At 72.6% G+C, this 15,394-nt stretch carries 19 protein-coding genes; 12 read left to right on the top strand and 7 right to left on the bottom strand.

The genetic code is table 11. The annotated features are described in order from the left end of the window. Positions 1–271: 271 nt before the first annotated feature. The 3 genes from mshD to BUS84_RS20850 form a co-directional block, all read right to left on the bottom strand. The gene (gene mshD, locus BUS84_RS20860) at positions 272–1,198 is read right to left on the bottom strand and encodes a mycothiol synthase (protein WP_074314906.1); all 927 of its coding nucleotides are present in this window, start codon (positions 1,196–1,198) and stop codon (positions 272–274) included. Positions 1,199–1,262: 64 nt separating this feature from the next. Then, positions 1,263–2,093: a polysaccharide deacetylase family protein gene (locus tag BUS84_RS20855; protein ID WP_425293460.1), complete on the bottom strand. Its 831-nt coding sequence runs from the start codon at positions 2,091–2,093 to the stop codon at positions 1,263–1,265. Positions 2,094–2,287: 194 nt separating this feature from the next. After that, positions 2,288–3,007, bottom strand: a complete 720-nt coding sequence (locus BUS84_RS20850; RefSeq protein ID WP_208869705.1) for a winged helix-turn-helix transcriptional regulator — start codon at positions 3,005–3,007, stop codon at positions 2,288–2,290. Between the two features lie 242 nt (positions 3,008–3,249). On the opposite strand from BUS84_RS20850, the gene BUS84_RS20845 reads away from it, so the two are divergent. The 7 genes from BUS84_RS20845 (at position 3,250) to BUS84_RS20820 (ending at position 8,385) form a co-directional block, all read left to right on the top strand. Then, on the top strand, positions 3,250–4,305 hold the full coding sequence (locus tag BUS84_RS20845; protein ID WP_074314902.1) for a hypothetical protein: 1,056 nt from the start codon (positions 3,250–3,252) through the stop codon (positions 4,303–4,305). 105 nt (positions 4,306–4,410) lie between these two features. Beyond that, a complete protein-coding gene (locus BUS84_RS20840) occupies positions 4,411–5,199 on the top strand; it encodes an LmeA family phospholipid-binding protein (RefSeq protein WP_074314900.1) in 789 nt (262 codons plus the stop codon). 11 nt (positions 5,200–5,210) lie between these two features. Continuing rightward, positions 5,211–5,375 carry an Ms5788A family Cys-rich leader peptide gene (locus BUS84_RS40930; protein ID WP_342198307.1) on the top strand — a complete coding sequence of 55 codons (165 nt, stop codon included), beginning with the start codon at positions 5,211–5,213 and terminating at the stop codon, positions 5,373–5,375. Positions 5,376–5,582: 207 nt separating this feature from the next. Continuing rightward, on the top strand, positions 5,583–6,431 hold the full coding sequence (locus BUS84_RS20835; RefSeq protein WP_074314899.1) for a sulfurtransferase: 849 nt from the start codon (positions 5,583–5,585) through the stop codon (positions 6,429–6,431). 2 nt (positions 6,432–6,433) lie between these two features. Then, entirely contained in the window at positions 6,434–6,754 is a 321-nt protein-coding gene (locus BUS84_RS20830; RefSeq protein ID WP_074314897.1) for a DUF1416 domain-containing protein, read from the top strand. A gap of 199 nt (positions 6,755–6,953) precedes the next feature. Then, entirely contained in the window at positions 6,954–7,466 is a 513-nt protein-coding gene (locus BUS84_RS20825) for a winged helix-turn-helix domain-containing protein (protein ID WP_074314895.1), read from the top strand. Positions 7,467–7,524: 58 nt separating this feature from the next. Then, positions 7,525–8,385 (top strand): hypothetical protein, encoded by an 861-nt coding sequence (locus BUS84_RS20820; RefSeq protein ID WP_074314893.1) that lies wholly within the window; start codon positions 7,525–7,527, stop codon positions 8,383–8,385. A gap of 18 nt (positions 8,386–8,403) precedes the next feature. Here BUS84_RS20820 and BUS84_RS20815 read toward each other — a convergent pair whose 3' ends face one another. The 3 genes from BUS84_RS20815 to BUS84_RS20805 form a co-directional block, all read right to left on the bottom strand. Beyond that, positions 8,404–10,455 carry an amylo-alpha-1,6-glucosidase gene (locus tag BUS84_RS20815; RefSeq protein WP_074314892.1) on the bottom strand — a complete coding sequence of 684 codons (2,052 nt, stop codon included), beginning with the start codon at positions 10,453–10,455 and terminating at the stop codon, positions 8,404–8,406. Continuing rightward, positions 10,452–10,832, bottom strand: coding sequence for an SCP2 sterol-binding domain-containing protein (locus BUS84_RS20810; RefSeq protein WP_074314890.1), 381 nt, complete (start codon positions 10,830–10,832; stop codon positions 10,452–10,454). Before BUS84_RS20810 ends, BUS84_RS20815 begins: the two co-directional genes overlap by 4 nt. A 79-nt stretch (positions 10,833–10,911) precedes the next feature. Further along, the gene (locus BUS84_RS20805; protein ID WP_074314889.1) at positions 10,912–11,286 is read right to left on the bottom strand and encodes a DsrE family protein; all 375 of its coding nucleotides are present in this window, start codon (positions 11,284–11,286) and stop codon (positions 10,912–10,914) included. A 12-nt stretch (positions 11,287–11,298) separates the two neighbouring features. Between BUS84_RS20805 and mtfM the strand changes: the two genes are divergently transcribed. Then, positions 11,299–11,403, top strand: coding sequence for a small membrane protein MtfM (mtfM, locus tag BUS84_RS40720; protein WP_030327764.1), 105 nt, complete (start codon positions 11,299–11,301; stop codon positions 11,401–11,403). A 5-nt stretch (positions 11,404–11,408) separates the two neighbouring features. Next, positions 11,409–11,999, top strand: coding sequence for a heme-binding beta-barrel domain-containing protein (locus BUS84_RS20800; RefSeq protein WP_074318963.1), 591 nt, complete (start codon positions 11,409–11,411; stop codon positions 11,997–11,999). 3 nt (positions 12,000–12,002) lie between these two features. Here BUS84_RS20800 and BUS84_RS20795 read toward each other — a convergent pair whose 3' ends face one another. Beyond that, complete coding sequence (locus BUS84_RS20795; protein WP_074314887.1) at positions 12,003–12,884, bottom strand: aminotransferase class IV; 882 nt, start codon at positions 12,882–12,884, stop codon at positions 12,003–12,005. Between the two features lie 66 nt (positions 12,885–12,950). Here BUS84_RS20795 and BUS84_RS20790 point away from each other — a divergent pair, with 66 nt between their 5' ends. The 3 genes from BUS84_RS20790 to BUS84_RS20780 are packed head-to-tail and all read left to right on the top strand — an operon-like array spanning position 12,951 to position 15,342. After that, positions 12,951–13,382: a Fur family transcriptional regulator gene (locus BUS84_RS20790; protein WP_074314886.1), complete on the top strand. Its 432-nt coding sequence runs from the start codon at positions 12,951–12,953 to the stop codon at positions 13,380–13,382. Next, positions 13,379–14,491, top strand: a complete 1,113-nt coding sequence (ygfZ, locus tag BUS84_RS20785) for a CAF17-like 4Fe-4S cluster assembly/insertion protein YgfZ (protein WP_074314884.1) — start codon at positions 13,379–13,381, stop codon at positions 14,489–14,491. The genes BUS84_RS20790 and ygfZ overlap by 4 nt, the downstream gene beginning before the upstream one ends. Before the next feature lie 23 nt (positions 14,492–14,514). After that, positions 14,515–15,342, top strand: coding sequence for a beta-keto acid cleavage family enzyme (locus tag BUS84_RS20780; protein WP_074314883.1), 828 nt, complete (start codon positions 14,515–14,517; stop codon positions 15,340–15,342). Positions 15,343–15,394 lie beyond the last annotated feature (52 nt).

The following is a 15,394-nucleotide window of genomic DNA, read 5'->3' as shown; positions in this document are numbered from 1 at the left end:
TCTGACTTGGCGCCCCGAACCCGGGGGCCGAGAACCGGCACTGACCGGCTGATACGAAAGTTAGAAGTGCCAGGTAGCCGGTTCGCCGGTCGCAAGTGAACGCGAGGTGAACACGTACGGCCCCCGAGGTGACCGCTTGCCGAGGGTGAGTTGTCCGTTAAATGAACCCGGGTACGCCTGTCGGAAGTATGGACATATTTCCGGTACGGCGTTATCCCGCCGACGCGCGCCCGTTACCCGCCGGTGACCCGGTCGCGGCGGCGACCGCCGGTCAGCCGAGGTGGTAGTTGATGTGCGCGGACCAGCGGGCGAAGCCGAGCCGCTCGTAGAGCGCCACCGCGCCGGTGTTCGAGTCGTCCACGTAGAGCATCACCCGGTCCAGCCCGCGCCGGTCCCGCAGGTACGCCAGCCCGGCGGTGGTCAGCGCCCGGCCGAGCCCACCGCCGTGCGCGGTCGGCTCCACGCCGAGCACGTACACCTCGCCGATCCGGGCCGATCCCGGGCGCTCGTGCACCTTGGTCCAGTGGAAGCCGAGCAGCCGGCCGGTGGCGGTCTCCTCGGCGACCAGGAAGCCGGCCGGGTCGAACCACGGCTCCGCGAGGCGGACCCGCAGGTCGTCCGAGGTCCACCGACCCTGCTCGGGGTGCTCGGCGAAGGCCCGCGCGTTGAGGGTCAGCCAGGCGGCGTCGTCGACCCCCGGCTGGAACGGACGCAGCACCACCCCGTCGGGCAGTCGCGGGTCCGCCAGCGGGGCGGCCAGTGGCCGGCGCAGTTGCCAGAGCACCCGGGCGCGGGTGAACCCGAGGTCGACCGCGAGCGCGGCGGCCGAGGGGTGGTCACCGTGCGCCCAGGCCCGCAGGGGCCCGGTGGCCGAGGCGAGCACGCCCCGGGCCAGGGCCCGTCCGGTGCCCCGCCGCCGGTACGCGGGGTGTACCACCAACTCCACCCCGATTCCGCCCACCGGGTCGGTGGTGTCCAGGTGCGCATACCCGGTGAGAACGCCGTCGTCGCCACGGGCGATCAGGTGCACGGCCGGGGCGTCCGGGTCGCGCAGCCGGAGCAGGACGTGCTCGTCGAGCGGGTCGGCGCCGTCGGTGTCGCCCGCGGAGCGGGCCAGAGCCAACACATCGGCGATCTCCGCCGAAGTCAGTCGGTCGGTCCGGGTCACCTGGTCGCTGGTCGGCTCGGCGCTGCTCATCCCGTCACCGTAGCCGCAGGGAACGGCGGGCCGCCGAGATCCCGGGCCGCGGTGCGGGGCCGGCTCACGTCGGATCGGCGGGCAGCGCCTCCAGCTCGAACCGCTGGGTCAGATCGGGCAGGATTCGGCGCAGTGCGTCCACCGTGCCCTGCCGTTCTCCACCAGCGTCGTGCAGCAGCACCACCGAGCCCGGTTCGACCTGCTTGACGACCGACGCCGCGATCTTGCCGGCACCGGGGGCCTCCCAGTCCGAGGGGTCCACCGACCAGTGCAGCGGAGTCATGCCGAGCTGCTGCGCCACCGACACCACGGGGTAGGTCCAGGCGCCGCCGGGCTGGCGGTACCAGACGATCGGCGCGTCCGGCACCGCTGCCCGGATCGCCTCGTTGGTCCGCAACAGGTCGGCACGGATCACGTCCGCCGACCGGTTGCCCAGCGTGACGTCGTGATTCCAGGAGTGGTTGCACAGGGTGTGCCCGTCGGCCACGATCGCCTGAATCAGGTCGGGATGGTACTGGGCGTTCTCGCCCACCACGCAGAAGGTGGCTTTCACGTCGAACTCGCGCAGCGTGGCGAGGACCTGCGGGGTGTAGCGCGGGTCCGGCCCGTCGTCGAAGGTCAGCGCGAGCCGCGTGTTGCCGGTGGTGGAGTGCGCGCCGAACAGCTTGTCACCCTGGGCATCCCGCCTCGATCCGTCCTGACCGCCCTCGGTGGGGCCGCCGCTGGGACCCGCGGTCGGGCTTTCGCTGGGCTCATCGCCGGTGGGTTGGTCGGCGTAGTGCGGCCCGTCGGCGTTCGTGGTGACCCCGGTGGCCTGCGGCTGGGGCTGGTCGGGGATGAGACTGCGGCCCAGCACGTACGCCGAGCCGAGCAGGGCTGCCGTCACCAACGTCACGATTCCCGCTGCCCGGGCGGTCGGGTTGACCCGCGTCACGGCTTCCGCCCGGCTGGCCGGTCACGCCGACCCGTCGCCCCCGTGGTCACTGCGCGCACCGTCGCCCCTTTCTCCGACAAACCCGGCAGTCAGAATAGAACTGACGAGCTGCGCAAAAAGGGCATACGGGGAATCGTCCCCGGGGTGACCTGAGGTCAGACGGACAGCGGCGCGTGCTCCGCCTCGGGCAGCGACCGCGACGGCGGAACGACGAACTTGTAACCCACCTGGCGGACGGTGCCGATCATCGACTCGTACTCCGACCCGAGCTTGGCGCGCAGCCGCCGGACGTGCACGTCCACCGTCCGGGTGCCGCCGAAGTAGTCGTACCCCCAGACCTCGCGCAGCAGCTGGTCGCGGGTGAACACCCGGCCCGGGTGCTGCGCCAGGAACTTCAGCAGCTCGAACTCCTTGTAGGTGAGGTCGAGCGGCCGCCCCTTCAACTTCGCGGCGTAGGTGTCCGGGTCGATGGTCAGCTCGCCCGCCCGGATCGAGCCGCCGGCGCCGGCGGTCGCGTTGCTCAGCCGACCCACCGCCAGCCGCAGCCGCGCCTCCACCTCGGCGGGGCCGGCAGACGCGAGGATGACGTCGTCGACCCCCCAGTCGGCGTTCAACGCGATCAGACCGGCCTCGGTCACCACCGCGACCAGCGGCACCCCGAGCCCGGTGGCGTGCAGCATCCGGCAGGTCGCGCGGGCCTCGCTCAGCTCCGACCGTGCGTCCACCAGGACCGCGTCCGGGCTGGGGCCGGCGACCAAGGTGCGGACGTCGCGCGGCGCGGTGCGGACCGAGTGCGGCAGCAGGTCGAGTGCCGGCAGCACAGCGGACGGTTCCCCTGCGCGTGCGGTCACCAGCAGCAGGATCTCCACGTTCACCTCCGTCCCGGCGGCACGTTGGCCGCACGCGACCAGACACACTTGCCGAAAGTGCGCTGAGAAATTGCGTGGTCCCGGCGTCGCTGACGGGCGGGTAACGGGGTTGAGCGTAACCGATTGCCTCGGTTGCGCCTTCAGGCCGTTTCCCGTTTGTCCACCTTGCCCCTGATCGTGGCACAGGTTTTAACGCTGCTGAAACCCGTGACCACCGCGTTGGGCGGTCGGTCTGGCACGATCGGGGCGTGTTTCCCTCCACCTCGCCCGACGCCGGCCGCGAATCGTGGCCCGACGGGCCCCGCCCGGGCCCGGCCGCCCCGACCCGTGGCCACCCGCCCGCGCCGCGCACCGGGCCACCCGTCACCGGCGGCGAACGCCGTGAACGGGGTGGGCCTCGCCGTGCCCGCCGAGCCGGGGAGCCGGCCCGCCGCTCCGAGGACGAGATCGACGAGCCGGAGGAGGAGGTCGTACCCCCGGTCGAGGTGCGTCGCCCGCTGGCGCTGACGATCGCCGGCTTCGCGGCGCTGCTCGGTGTCGGCCTGGTGCTCGGCGCGCAGACCTCGGGCCCCGGTCACCGGCTGCCGTTCGCCTTCATCATCTTCGGCGTCCAGTTGCTGTTCGTGCTCGCCTGGACGATGGCCATGCGCCCACCCGCGCTGCTGCTGGTCGCCGGGATCAGCGCCGCGGTCGCCGCGGTCGCCGACATCGCCGCGGTGCAGACCGACATCGCCGGCCTGGCGCCGCTGGGCTACCTGGCCGCCGGCGGGTTCCTCGCCGCGGTGCTCGGTCAGCTGGTCCGCCGGGTCGACCGGGTCCGGGTCACCGACTCGCTCGGCGCCACGCTGCTCATCGTGGTCGGAGTGGTGGCCTTCGGCACCCTGATCGTGCTCAGCCGGATCCCGGCCGGCACCCAGGCCATCACGGTCTGCCTCACCGCGAGCGGAGCCGCGTTGACCGTCGCCCGACTCACGGACGCGGTGCTGCCCTGGCCACGGCTGGCCCCGCAGGTGCCCCGGGGCGCCGCCGGCGTGGTCGTCGGCGCGATGGTCGGCACGCTGATCAGCGCGGTCCTCGGCAGCTACCTGGTGGCGCCCTTCACGCCCACGCGGGCCGCGGTGATCGGCCTGGTCGCGGCGGTCACCGCCGTGCTCTCGGACCTCGCCGTCGGGTACGCCGAGGCGGGCCGGCTGATGGCCGGCGAACCACCCACCATGTGGGTCGCCCGGCACATGCAGGGTCCGCTCGGCGGCTTCGCCCTGGCCGCCCCGGCCGCGTACGCCATGTGCATGCTCTTCCTCTGAGCCACGGTTGAGTCAGGAGCCGGTCGGGTACCTACGGGTGCGCCGCCCTGCGGCAACCGGTATGGACGACCCGCCGCACCGCGGTGGGCGGAGACAGGAGGCGGCGTGGCCCAGGAGTATCCGGCGGGCGAGCCCCGTCCCCGACGGCGCGGTCGCAAGCTGCTCATCGGCCTGGTCGTTCTGCTCCTTCTGGTGGCAGGGCTGCTGGTGGTCGCCGACCGGGTGGCGGTCGGGGTGGCCGAGCGGGCCATCGCGGACCGGGTCCGCCAGGAGGTCACCAAGCAGGGCGCGCAGTCCGCCGAGCCCGACGTCCAGGTCGGCGGGATTCCGTTCCTCACCCAGGTGCTCGACGGCCGCTACCAGCGGATCTCCATCAAGCTGCGGGACGTGCAGGCCTCGGTGGAGGGCGACGCCGTGCGGCTGCCGGTGTTGGATGTGGACGCCCGTAACGTGCGGGCGTCGCTGGACACCCTGCGCAGCGGCCAGGGCGACGTTGTGGCGGACACCGTCAACGGCACCGGCACGATCAGCTACGAGAGTCTCGCCGCGTTGCTGGACCGGCCCGGGCTCACCCTCGGCGAGCAGGGCGGCAAGCTCGCCGTCACCGCCCCGGTCGACATCCTCGGCCAGAAGCTCACCGTCAGCGGCACCGCCGACGTCACCGTCGCCGAGAGCGGCGCCGTCGCCCTGCGTTTCAACGATCTGGACGCCGCGGGCCTGCCGAACCTGCCGCTGGCCCGCGCCCTGCTAAACAACTACGCCAAGGGCATCTCCGTCGACGTGCCCCTGCCCGACCTGCCGTTCCAGCTTGCCGTCCGGGAGGTCCGGCCGCTGCCGGAGGGGCTGGCGGTCACCGCCGACGCGAAGAACGTGCCGATCAACTCCGCGGGCTGAGCAGCGGTCGGATGCCGGCCCTGCCGGCCGCTCGGGCGATTCCCGGATGCTGGTCGACCTGGTGGCAGCCCGGTCACCGGCTGGTAGGCTCCCTGGCCATGGGGACCCACCTCACCAAACGGCGCGCGGTCGACCTGTGCCGCGTGGCCACCTGCCTGTGTCGCCCCGTCATCTGACGGCGGGGCTGTTTCCGGCCGCCTGACGGCGGCCACCGGCACGCAGGGTCCTCGTACCCTCCGGTGATCCCACCGAAAGCCCGGCAGCGGCGCCGTCGCACGAACCCGTGATCCCGTCCTTCCGTTGGGTCCCGCGCGTGGTGCGACAGTTGCATCCATCGATCTCGCGCGTTGGCTCACCATCCATCCTCACCAGGGAGTGATTCGATGAGTCGCGACACCGCACTCGTTTCGGCCGAGTGGGCCGAGAAGAACCTCGACGCCCCGGGCGTCGTCTTCGTCGAGGTCGACGAGGACACCTCGGCCTACGACACCGGCCACATCGCCGGTGCGATCAAGATCGACTGGAAGACCGACCTGCAGGACCAGGTCCGCCGGGACTTCGTCAACAAGACCCAGTTCGAGGCGCTGCTCTCCGAGCGGGGCATCAGCAACGACGACACCGTCATCCTGTACGGCGGCAACAACAACTGGTTCGCGGCGTACGCCTACTGGTACTTCAAGCTCTACGGCCACCGCGACGTGAAGCTGCTCGACGGCGGTCGCAAGAAGTGGGAGCTGGACGCCCGTCCGCTCGTCACCGAGACGGTTACCCGTCCGGCGACGCAGTACGTGGCGCAGGAGCCGGACGCCTCGATCCGGGCCTTCCGCGACGAGGTCGTCAACGCGATCGGCAGCAAGAACCTGGTTGACGTGCGCAGCCCCGACGAGTTCGCCGGTCGCCTGCTCGCCCCCGCCCACCTGCCGCAGGAGCAGGCGCAGCGGGCCGGTCACATCCCCACCGCGATCAGCGTCCCGTGGTCCAAGGCGGCCAACGAGGACGGCACCTTCCGGTCCGACGACGAGCTCCGCAAGATCTACGGCGGCGCCGGTCTCGACGACAGCAGGGAGACCATCGCCTACTGCCGGATCGGTGAGCGCTCCTCGCACACCTGGTTCGTGCTCAAGGAGCTGCTCGGTCACCGCAACGTCAAGAACTACGACGGATCCTGGACCGAGTACGGCTCGCTGGTCGGCGTGCCGGTCGCGCTCGGCGACGAGCCCGGGGAGGCCTGACCATGACTGCTCCCACCGCTGCGGGTTGCGCCGCGCCGGACCAGGCCGCGCCGCTGCCGGCCAGTCTGGACCTGGAGAAGGAAACCGTGATCACCGGCGTCGTCCGCTCGGCGGCGGACGAGGCCGTGCCGGGCGCGTACGTCCGGCTGCTCGACTCGACCGGTGAGTTCACGGCCGAGGTGGTCACCTCGGCGGCCGGCCAGTTCCGGTTCTTCGCCGCGCCGGGTGCCTGGACGCTGCGGGCGCTCTCCCGGCACGGCAACGGCGACACCGCCGTCACCGCCGGCCGGGGCATCAACGAGGTCAGCGTCACCGTCGCCTGACAGCCCACCCTCTGATCGGTCCGGGGTCGGTCACCCTCCCGGGTGACCGGCCCCAGCCGCTCCCGAAGGTCCAGTGGGCCCGCGTCCTGCTCCGGTCGGCGGCAGGGGCGAATCGGGCCGACCCCCGGAATCCATCGGCATGCGTCACTATCTTCGGGTGGAAGTCACGCTCAATACGGTTGGTGCGGGTGGAGGCGGCGTGTCCGGTGAAGAGGTCCCGATCGTCGTCTGCGTGAGCGCGGACGTCTCGGTGCGCGAGCAGGTGGTGCGCCAGCTCGACGGGGTCGGCCCGGTGGTGAGCTGCGCCGACCTGACCGAGCTGCGCGCGATGTTGTTCCCGTCGCCGCCGCGGGATGCGGCCCTGACCGTCGCGCCGGTCACCCCACCCACGGCCCAGCAGGGGCCGGTCAGCTGGGGTGAGCTGGTGGTCGACCCCGCCGGGCACCTGGTCACCTGGCGCGGCGAGCCGCTCCCGCTCACCCGCACCGAGCGGGAGTTGCTCGCCCGGCTGATCGGCCCGCCGCTGGTGGTGTGGAGCTACGAACAGCTCTTCGCCGAGGTCTGGAGCGGCGCGTACCTGGGCGACACCGCGTTCCTGCACTCCGCGGTCAAGCGACTCCGGCGCAAGCTGCGCAGCCTGCCGGGCGGGCCGCAGGTGCACACCGTGCGGGGGGTCGGCTACCGCGTCGATCCGCCGCCCCGGCCCACCTGACCGTGGGCGTGCCCGACGCCGCCGATCGCCGCCGCGCCGCCCGTGACACCATGGCCGGGTGAGCGGAGCTGTCCGGACGGGGTGGGCCCCGTCGACCGGTCCCGCCGCCCCGGCACCTGCCCGGCGGCGGCGGTGGCTGCTGGTCGCGACCGCGGTCTGGGCCGTACTGCTGACCGCGCTCACCTGGACGTCGGTCCGCGACGACCCACCGACCGTGCGGGAGCAGCGCTCCCTCGACCAGGCCGGTCCGGTGGTCGACCGGGCGGTCGGGGAGCTGGCCCGGGCGTCCGGGGCGGCCGGGCTGCTGGAGCTGGGGGCGGCGCGGGTCGAGTCGGGCTGCCGGGTCACCCCGTTCGCCGACGGCGCCACGCTGCGGCGTGAGGTCGGCGTGCTCGCGGCCGTCGGCACCGAGCGCGCCGTGCTGTCCGGGATCGCCGATCGACTCCCCGCGAGCTGGCGGGCCGGGGTCGGGGCCGGGCTGTACGGCCCGGAGCTGCGCGCCGACGCCGGGGAGTTCGTCGCCGTCGAGGGCCGGCCAACCGGGGACGGCCGGATCCGCTTGACCGTCGACACCGGCTGCCGGCCGGTCGGCTCCGGCTACGCCCCGTCGCCGGCCACCCCTGCCGGCCCGGAGACCGCCGCCCTGACGGCCGCGCTGCGAGCGCTCGGCCGGCCGACCGACGCCGCGCCGGAGCTGGTCACCGCGCCCTGCCCGGGCGGCGTGCTGGCCCGTACCGCGCGGTCCGCCGCCGGTTCCGGCACGGCCGGTTCGGCGGGCGGGCTCACCCCGCTGGCCGGCGGCGCGCCGCTGCTGGACAGCCCCCCGGTGTACGCGTACCGCGCCGGCCCGGTCACGGTGCTGGCCGAACTCACCCCGGACGCCGCCCGGCTCGCCGCCACCGTCGGCTGCCCGGGCTGAGCCCGGTCTTCCGCCGGGTCAGCCGCCCAGCGGCTCGTCCGGGTCGCGACTGCGGCCCAGCGCGTCGACCCGACCCCACCGGCCGGGAATGTCCAGCAGCTCGATCCGCCCCATCCCCGGTGGCACGGCCGGATCGATGATCAGGTGCTCGCCCTGTGGCTCCAGCCCCAGCATCACCCGCAGCAGCAGCAGCGGGGTGCCGGTCGACCAGGCCTGCGGGCTGCACGCTGTCGGGTACTCCACCGGGTAGTCGGTGAGGTCACGGGCATAGCCGGCGAACGCCTCCGGCAGCCGCCCCTGGAAGTAGCGGGAAGCGGCCAGCATCGCGTCGCAGATCTGCCCGGCCTCGTCCCGGAAGCCGTACCGCCACAGCCCCCAGGCGATGATCGAGTTGTCGAACGGCCAGACCGTGCCCACGTGGTAGCCGATCGGGTTGTACCGGCTCTGGTCCTCGGCGAGGGTTCGCACACCCCAGCCGGAGAACAGTCGCGGCCCGAGCAGGTGCCCGACCACCTTGCCGGCCCGGGACTCGTCGACGATGCCGCTCCAGAGCAGGTGCCCGATGTTCGACGACAGCGCGTCGACCTTCCGGCCGTCGGCGTCCAGGGCGAGCGCGTAGTACTCGCGGTCGGCGATCCAGAAGTCGTGGTTGAACCGCTGCTTGAGGCTGGCCGCCTCCCGCTCCAGCCGGTCCGCGTACGCCGGGTCTCCCCAGAACGTCCGAGCCAGCCGGGCGGCCCGGATCTTCGCGTCGTACGCGTAGCCCTGCAACTCGCAGGTGGCTCGGGGAAAGCCGGGTATCCGACCGTCGGCGTACGAGATGGAGTCCCAGGAATCCTTCCAGCACTGGTTTCCCAGGCCGGTCTCCGGATTACGGGTCTGATAGCAGAGGTAGCCGGTGCCGAGCAGGTCGCCGTAGGTGTCCATCCACTCCAGCGCCGCGCGCACGTGCGGCTCCAGCCGCTTGATCAGCTGGACGTCGCCGGTCCAGCGCTCGTACTCGTCGAGCAGGATGATGAACAGCGGCGTCGAATCGGCCGACCCGTAGTACGGCGAGTGTGGCTGCTCCTCGAAACCGGCCGTCTCCCCGTACCGCAGCTCGTGCAGGATCTTGCCCGGCTCCTCGTCGCGGAAGTCGTCCACCCGGTGCCCCTGCAACCCCGCCAGCATCACGATGGTCGGCGGGATCAGCTCCGGCAGGAACGGCAGCACCTGCAACGAGGTGATGATGCTGTCCCGGCCGAAGAGGGTCATGAACCATGGCAGCCCGGCGGCGAGCAGCCGCACGCCCAGGGCGATCGACTCGTAGCGCAGCGCGGCCAGGTCGTTGAGGCTGCGCCGGTACGCCCCGGCCAACGGCTCGCAGTCGCAGCCGAGCTTCGGCGCCCGGTCGATCAGCTCCTGCTGCTCCGCGCGGATGGCGTCCGCGCTACGGCTGCCGCCGTACGGCAGGGTGGCCCGGATGTCCTCCCCCCGAGCCCCGTAGACGATGGTGGACACGTGCAGGGTGGTGGTCCATTCGCTGTTCCGCGGCACCCGGATCTGGAAGGTCATTCCGGCGGGGTCGACCGTTGCCGGCGTGCTCGAGCTGATCACCGTCTCGCGGTGGAACGCCTCCCGGCGGTACGTCAGCCGCAGCTCGCTGTCGGTCATCGAGACCGTCGTCCGCCCCACCTTCTGCCGGGCGTTCTTGATCTCGAACAGGTCGGCGAAGTCGGCCGCCATCTCGATCCGGACGGTGAACTCGACCTCCTCGCCGGCGTGGTTCAGCACGGTCAGCTCCTCCTCGAAGCTGCCCACGATCGCCCGGTTGCGAATCACCGACGCCTTGGCGTCCAGGTAGTGCGTCGGTTCACCGGGGGCCAGGAAGAACCGGGTCCGGTACGACTCGTTGTCGTCCACCGATAGGGCGTGCAGCCGCTGACCGTTCATGGTCAGCATCCATTTGGACAGGAAGCGGGTGTCGAAGGAGAACAGCCCGGTCGGGAAGTCATAGGACGGCTCGATGTCTCCCGTCCGGTCGCTGACCAGGAAGGTGTTGCCGTCCAGGATGCTGACCAGATCCTTCACGCCTGCCGCCCGGCCTGCTTCCGGGCCACCTCGCGGGGGTCGCGGGTGCCCGGTGGGTCCGGGAAGAACCGCCGGAAGGCCAGGAAGAGCACCACGTTCCCGCTGAACGTGCTCTCGTTGCGCAGTACCGCCGCGACCCCCTGGGCCTCGCCGGTCACCAGCCGGTCGAACAGGGCCGTGCTGCTGTACCAGATGGCGTCGGCCGGCCCGCGCTGACGGCTGACGTGGACCGACCCCGGCCGCATCCGGACCAGCCAGTGCTCGGTCATGTTGTCCGTGCCGAGGTCGATCTGGAGGGTGCCGTCCACCAGGCCACCGAGGACCTCCGGGGCGCGCGCCGGCAGTGATTCGAAGAACCTCTCCGTCACCTCGGTCACAACCGAATCGTAGGCAGCCGTCCGGGATGTGGGGTCGGTATCGGCACTCCGCCCCGACCGCCCGCCGGGCCGCCGCCGGTCAGTAGACCAGCGCCTGCGCTCCCTCGGCCAGGGACTCCTCCACGAAGACCGCGGCGCCGGCGATCCGGACGCCGGGCAGCACGTCGTCCGGCCCGATCTCACGCCGGGCCGCGCACTGGGTGCAGGCGGTCACCCTGCCACTGGTCAGGATGACGTGCAGCAGCTCGGCCAGCGGCGCCGAATGCGGCAGCTCGAACTCCTGGGCGCGGCCGGGCAGCGCGAACCAGGTCGACTCGCCGGTCAGCCAGAGCGACACGTCCACCCCGGCCGCGACCGCGGTCGCGGCGACGGTGAACGCCTGTGCGCACCGCTCCGGGGCGTCCGCCCCGGCGGTGGCCTTGACGACGAGAGTGCGGGCCATGGGGCCCAGCATAGGATGGTCGGGATGGTTACCGAGATCGGGTTCGTCAGCCTGCTGGTCGCCGGCCTGGGCGGGCTCGCCGGTGGCCTGGTCTACCTCGCCGTACGCATATCGAGAGGACGTTGGTGACACTGGTGAGCGACGAGAACCCGCTGCAGCCCCCGTGGCTGAACGCGCCGCCGGTCGACCCGTACCCGTTCGAGGAGAGCCACGACCTGCGGGTCGGGCCGAAGCTGCACCCCGCGCTGGACGGCCTGCTGCCCTACATCGGGCTGTGGCGCGGCCGGGGCAAGGGTGGTTTCCCGACCATCGAGGACTTCGACTACGCGCAGGAGATCCGGATCAGCCACGACGGCCGGCCGTTCCTGCACTACGAGTCGCGGGCCTGGATCCTCGACGAGCAGAGCCAGCCGGTCCGTCCGGCCGGGCGCGAGGTCGGCTGGTGGCGGCCGGTGCTGGTGGACGGCCGGGCCACCGACGAGCTGGAGGCACTTCTGAGCACCCCGTCCGGGGTGATGGAGCTGCACCTCGGCAAGCGCACCGGCACCCAGGTCGAGTTCGCCACCGACGCGGTGGTCCGGACGGCGACCGCCAAGGAGGTCACCGGCGGGCACCGGCTCTTCGGCATCGTCGAGGGCGCGCTGCTCTACGCCCAGGAGATGGCCGCGATGGGGCACCCGCTCAGCGCCCACCTCTCCGCCCGGCTCGTTCGGGTCGGCGGCTGACCCTCAGGCAACGGAGAAGCCCAGCAGGGCGTGCAGGGCGGCGGTGCGCGGGGACCGGTCCCGGCGCACCCCGTCCAGGGTGTGGACCTCGGTGATCCCGCGCACCGACGAGCTGAACCAGATGCCGTCCGCCCCGTGCAGCTCGGCCGGTGTGCCCATCCGCTCGGCGGCGGTCAGGCCCAGCTCGCCCGCGTGGCCGAGCAGCCAGGCGACCGTCGTGCCGGGCAGGATGCCGGTGGTGGTGGCGGGCACGGTGCAGAGCGTGCCGCCGGTGAGCCACACCACGTTCGCCGTGGGGCCCTCCAGCGCGTACCCGTCGGAAGAGATCCAGAGCACGTCGTCCACCCCGGCTTTCCGGGCCCAGCGGCGGGCGGCGCTGTTGACCGCGTACGAGGTGGACTTGATCCCGGCCGGCAGCCAGTCCAGCCCGGTACGCGCGTCGGCCGGCACCCCCAGCGGCAGGGTCGCCACACTGATCCCGTCCCGGCGGGCCGCGCGGGACGGCGCCGGCACTTCGGTCAGGGTGGCGTAGACGGTCGGTGGGCCGCCGGCCTCCGGGCCCCGGGTGCAGACCAGCCGCAGAGCCCCTTCCACCTGCGCCGGCCACCCGGCGCGCACCGTGTCGAGCAGTTCGATCAGCACGGCGGTGGGTGGCAGTGGCAGGTCGACGGCGGCAGCCGCCACGGCCAGCCGGGTCAGGTGCTCGTCGCGTAGCCACGGCCGGCCCTGGCGCAGATGCATGGTCTCGAAGAGGCCGTCGCCGCGGAGCACGCCGAGGTCGTCGCCGCGGAGCACGGGCTCGCCGGCCGGGACCGGGCCACGCCCGAGCATGGCGATCCGCGCGGTCGTATCGGCCGCGACCTTTCCGACGGACGACATCACCATGACCGTCGAGCGTAGCGGCGGTCCGTCGGCGTAGGGAGGTCGGCCTGGTTGCCGAACTATGATCGGATGGTGTCCGAATCCTCCCTCGCGGAAATGCTCCGGGCCCGTGGGCTGCGGCTGACGGCCCAGCGGCAGCTCGTCCTCCAGGCGGTGCTCGATCTGGGCCACGCCAGCCCGGAGCAGGTGCACACCGCTGTCCGGGAGGTCGCCGCCGGCGTCAACATCACCACCATCTATCGCACGCTGGAGCTGCTGGAACGGCTCGGCCTGGTGACCCACACCCATCTCTCGCACGGCTCGCCGACCTATCACGCGGCCGGTGAGCACCAACACGTCCACCTGGTCTGCCGGGAGTGCGGCGCGATCGACGAGATCGATCCGGAGCTGCTGCGCCCGCTCGCCGACCAGTTGGCCGCGCAACGGGGGTTCCGGGTGGACATCGGGCACGTGTCGCTCTTCGGCGTCTGCGAACGCTGCGAGAACGGGGACCAGAAATGATCGACATCGCGGGAGCGGTGGCCGTCGAGAGCATCGACGAGGCCAGTCGCGACCAGCCGGAGCCGGCGCACGTCGCGGCAGGCGTGCGGGGGGTGGCCGCGCACTACGGCGACCCGCTGCGCGAGCAGCGCATCCTGGACACCGAGGTCGGCCTGGTCGACCGGTCGCACCGGGGGGTCATCGCGGTGCCCGGGGAGGAACGCGCTGGCTGGCTGCACACGATCACCTCGCAGCACCTGGCGACGCTGGTCGCCGGCGAGGGCACCGAGCTGCTGGTGCTCAGCCCGCACGGGCACGTCGAGCAGCACGCCCTGGTCGCCGAGGACGGCGAGACCACCTGGCTGGACACCGAGCCGGGCGCGACCGCGGGCTTGCTGGCGTACCTGGAGAAGATGCGGTTCTTCAGCAAGGTCGAACCGCGCGACGCCACCGCTGAACGGGCTCTGCTGTCGCTGGTCGGGCCGGCGGCGCCGGACGTGCTGGGCACGCTCGGCGTGACCGGGCTGGCCGCACCGGACCTGGTCGCGGTGCCCGGCCCGAAGTTCGCCGCCGGCGCCGTGCCGCCCCGGGCGACCGTGCGCTACGACGTACGACCGCTGCCGGTCGGTGGCTGGGCCCGGCGCGGCCCGCTCGGGGTGGATCTGCTGGTCCCGCGGTCGGCGATGGACCAGGTGGTGGCGGAGCTGCGCGGCGCGGGCGTGCCGGTCGCTGGACTCTGGGCGTACGAGGCGATCCGGGTGGCCGCCCGGCGACCCCGTGTCGGGGTGGACACCGACCACCGGACCATTCCGGCGGAGGTGGACCTGATCGGCCCGGCGGTGCACCTGGACAAGGGCTGCTACCGGGGGCAGGAGACGGTGGCCCGGGTGCACAACATGGGCCGGCCGCCGCGCCGCCTGGTGCTGCTGCACCTGGACGGGGTGACCACCGACCAGCCGCCGACCGCCGGCACGCCGGTGACTCTCGACGGCCGGACCGTGGGCTTCGTCGGCACCGCCGTGCTGCACCACGAGCTGGGCCAGATCGCGCTCGCGGTGCTGAAGCGGAACGTCCCGGAGGACGCCACGCTGCTGATCAACGAGACCGCCGCAGCGATCGACCCGTCCTGACCGGGCCGTCTAGGATCGCCGGCATGACGACAGGGACGTTGATCACGGTGGCCCCGACGGGCGCGGAGTCTGCCAAGGCCGAGGTGCCGGCGCTGCCGGTGACCCTCGACGAGCTGGTGCGCACCGCCAAGGAGTGCGAGGCGCTCGGCGCCGCCGTGATCCACGTCCACATCCGGGACGACGCGGCGCGGCCGACCCTCGACCCGGTGCGCCTGCGGGAGACGGTCGCGGCGCTGCGGGAGAGCACCGACCTGATCGTGCAGCTCTCCTCCGGCGGCGCGGTGACCGATCCGGAAGCCTCCCGGCTCGCCGTGCTCGACGCCGGGCCGGACATGGCCTCGTGCACCATGGGCACGGTCAACTTCGGCGACGACGTCTTCCTCAACCGCTGGGAGTTCATCGTCGACCTGCACACCCGGATGCAGGAACGCGGGATCGTGCCGGAGTACGAGATCTTCGACCTCGGCCACCTGTCCGCGTTGCAGCGGCTGCTCGGCAAGTACGGACCACCGGCCGGTGGGCACGTGCACGTCGACTTCGTGATGGGTGTGCCGGGCGGCATGCCGGGCACCACCGAGACGTTGGTGGCGGCGCACCGGATGCTGCGGGACCTGCCCGAGGGCACCACCTTCTCGGCCACCGGCATCGGCCGCAGCACCATCCCGGTCATGCTGGCCTCGCTGTCGACCGGCGGGCACCTGCGGGTCGGCATGGAGGACACCGTGACGTACGCCAAGGGCCGCCCGGTGGAGTCCAACATGCAACTGGTCGCCCGCGCGGTCGGCTTCGCCCAGCTCGCGCAGCGTCCCCCGCTGACCACCGTCGAGGCCCGCGAGCTGCTGGGGCTGTAAGCCCGAGCCTGTCCGGCGCCCCTGTCACCCGGGCGGTGGACCAGCAGGTCAC

It is taken from the genome of Micromonospora cremea (assembly GCF_900143515.1).
GTDB lineage: Bacteria > Actinomycetota > Actinomycetes > Mycobacteriales > Micromonosporaceae > Micromonospora > Micromonospora cremea.
The sequence above is the reverse complement of the archived record's forward strand: the minus strand, read 5'-3'. Positions and strand labels throughout refer to the sequence as shown.

Coding starts and splice junctions, on each gene's coding strand:
- BUS84_RS20795 (WP_074314887.1), bottom strand. CDS start 12,884: ATGGTGATGTCGTCCGTCGGAAAGGTCGCGGCCGATACGACCGCGCGG.
- mtfM (WP_030327764.1), top strand. CDS start 11,299: ATGGTTACCGAGATCGGGTTCGTCAGCCTGCTGGTCGCCGGCCTGGGC.
- mshD (WP_074314906.1), bottom strand. CDS start 1,198: ATGAGCAGCGCCGAGCCGACCAGCGACCAGGTGACCCGGACCGACCGA.
- BUS84_RS20830 (WP_074314897.1), top strand. CDS start 6,434: ATGACTGCTCCCACCGCTGCGGGTTGCGCCGCGCCGGACCAGGCCGCG.
- ygfZ (WP_074314884.1), top strand. CDS start 13,379: ATGATCGACATCGCGGGAGCGGTGGCCGTCGAGAGCATCGACGAGGCC.
- BUS84_RS40930 (WP_342198307.1), top strand. CDS start 5,211: ATGCCGGCCCTGCCGGCCGCTCGGGCGATTCCCGGATGCTGGTCGACC.
- BUS84_RS20790 (WP_074314886.1), top strand. CDS start 12,951: ATGGTGTCCGAATCCTCCCTCGCGGAAATGCTCCGGGCCCGTGGGCTG.
- BUS84_RS20805 (WP_074314889.1), bottom strand. CDS start 11,286: ATGCTGGGCCCCATGGCCCGCACTCTCGTCGTCAAGGCCACCGCCGGG.
- BUS84_RS20835 (WP_074314899.1), top strand. CDS start 5,583: ATGAGTCGCGACACCGCACTCGTTTCGGCCGAGTGGGCCGAGAAGAAC.
- BUS84_RS20780 (WP_074314883.1), top strand. CDS start 14,515: ATGACGACAGGGACGTTGATCACGGTGGCCCCGACGGGCGCGGAGTCT.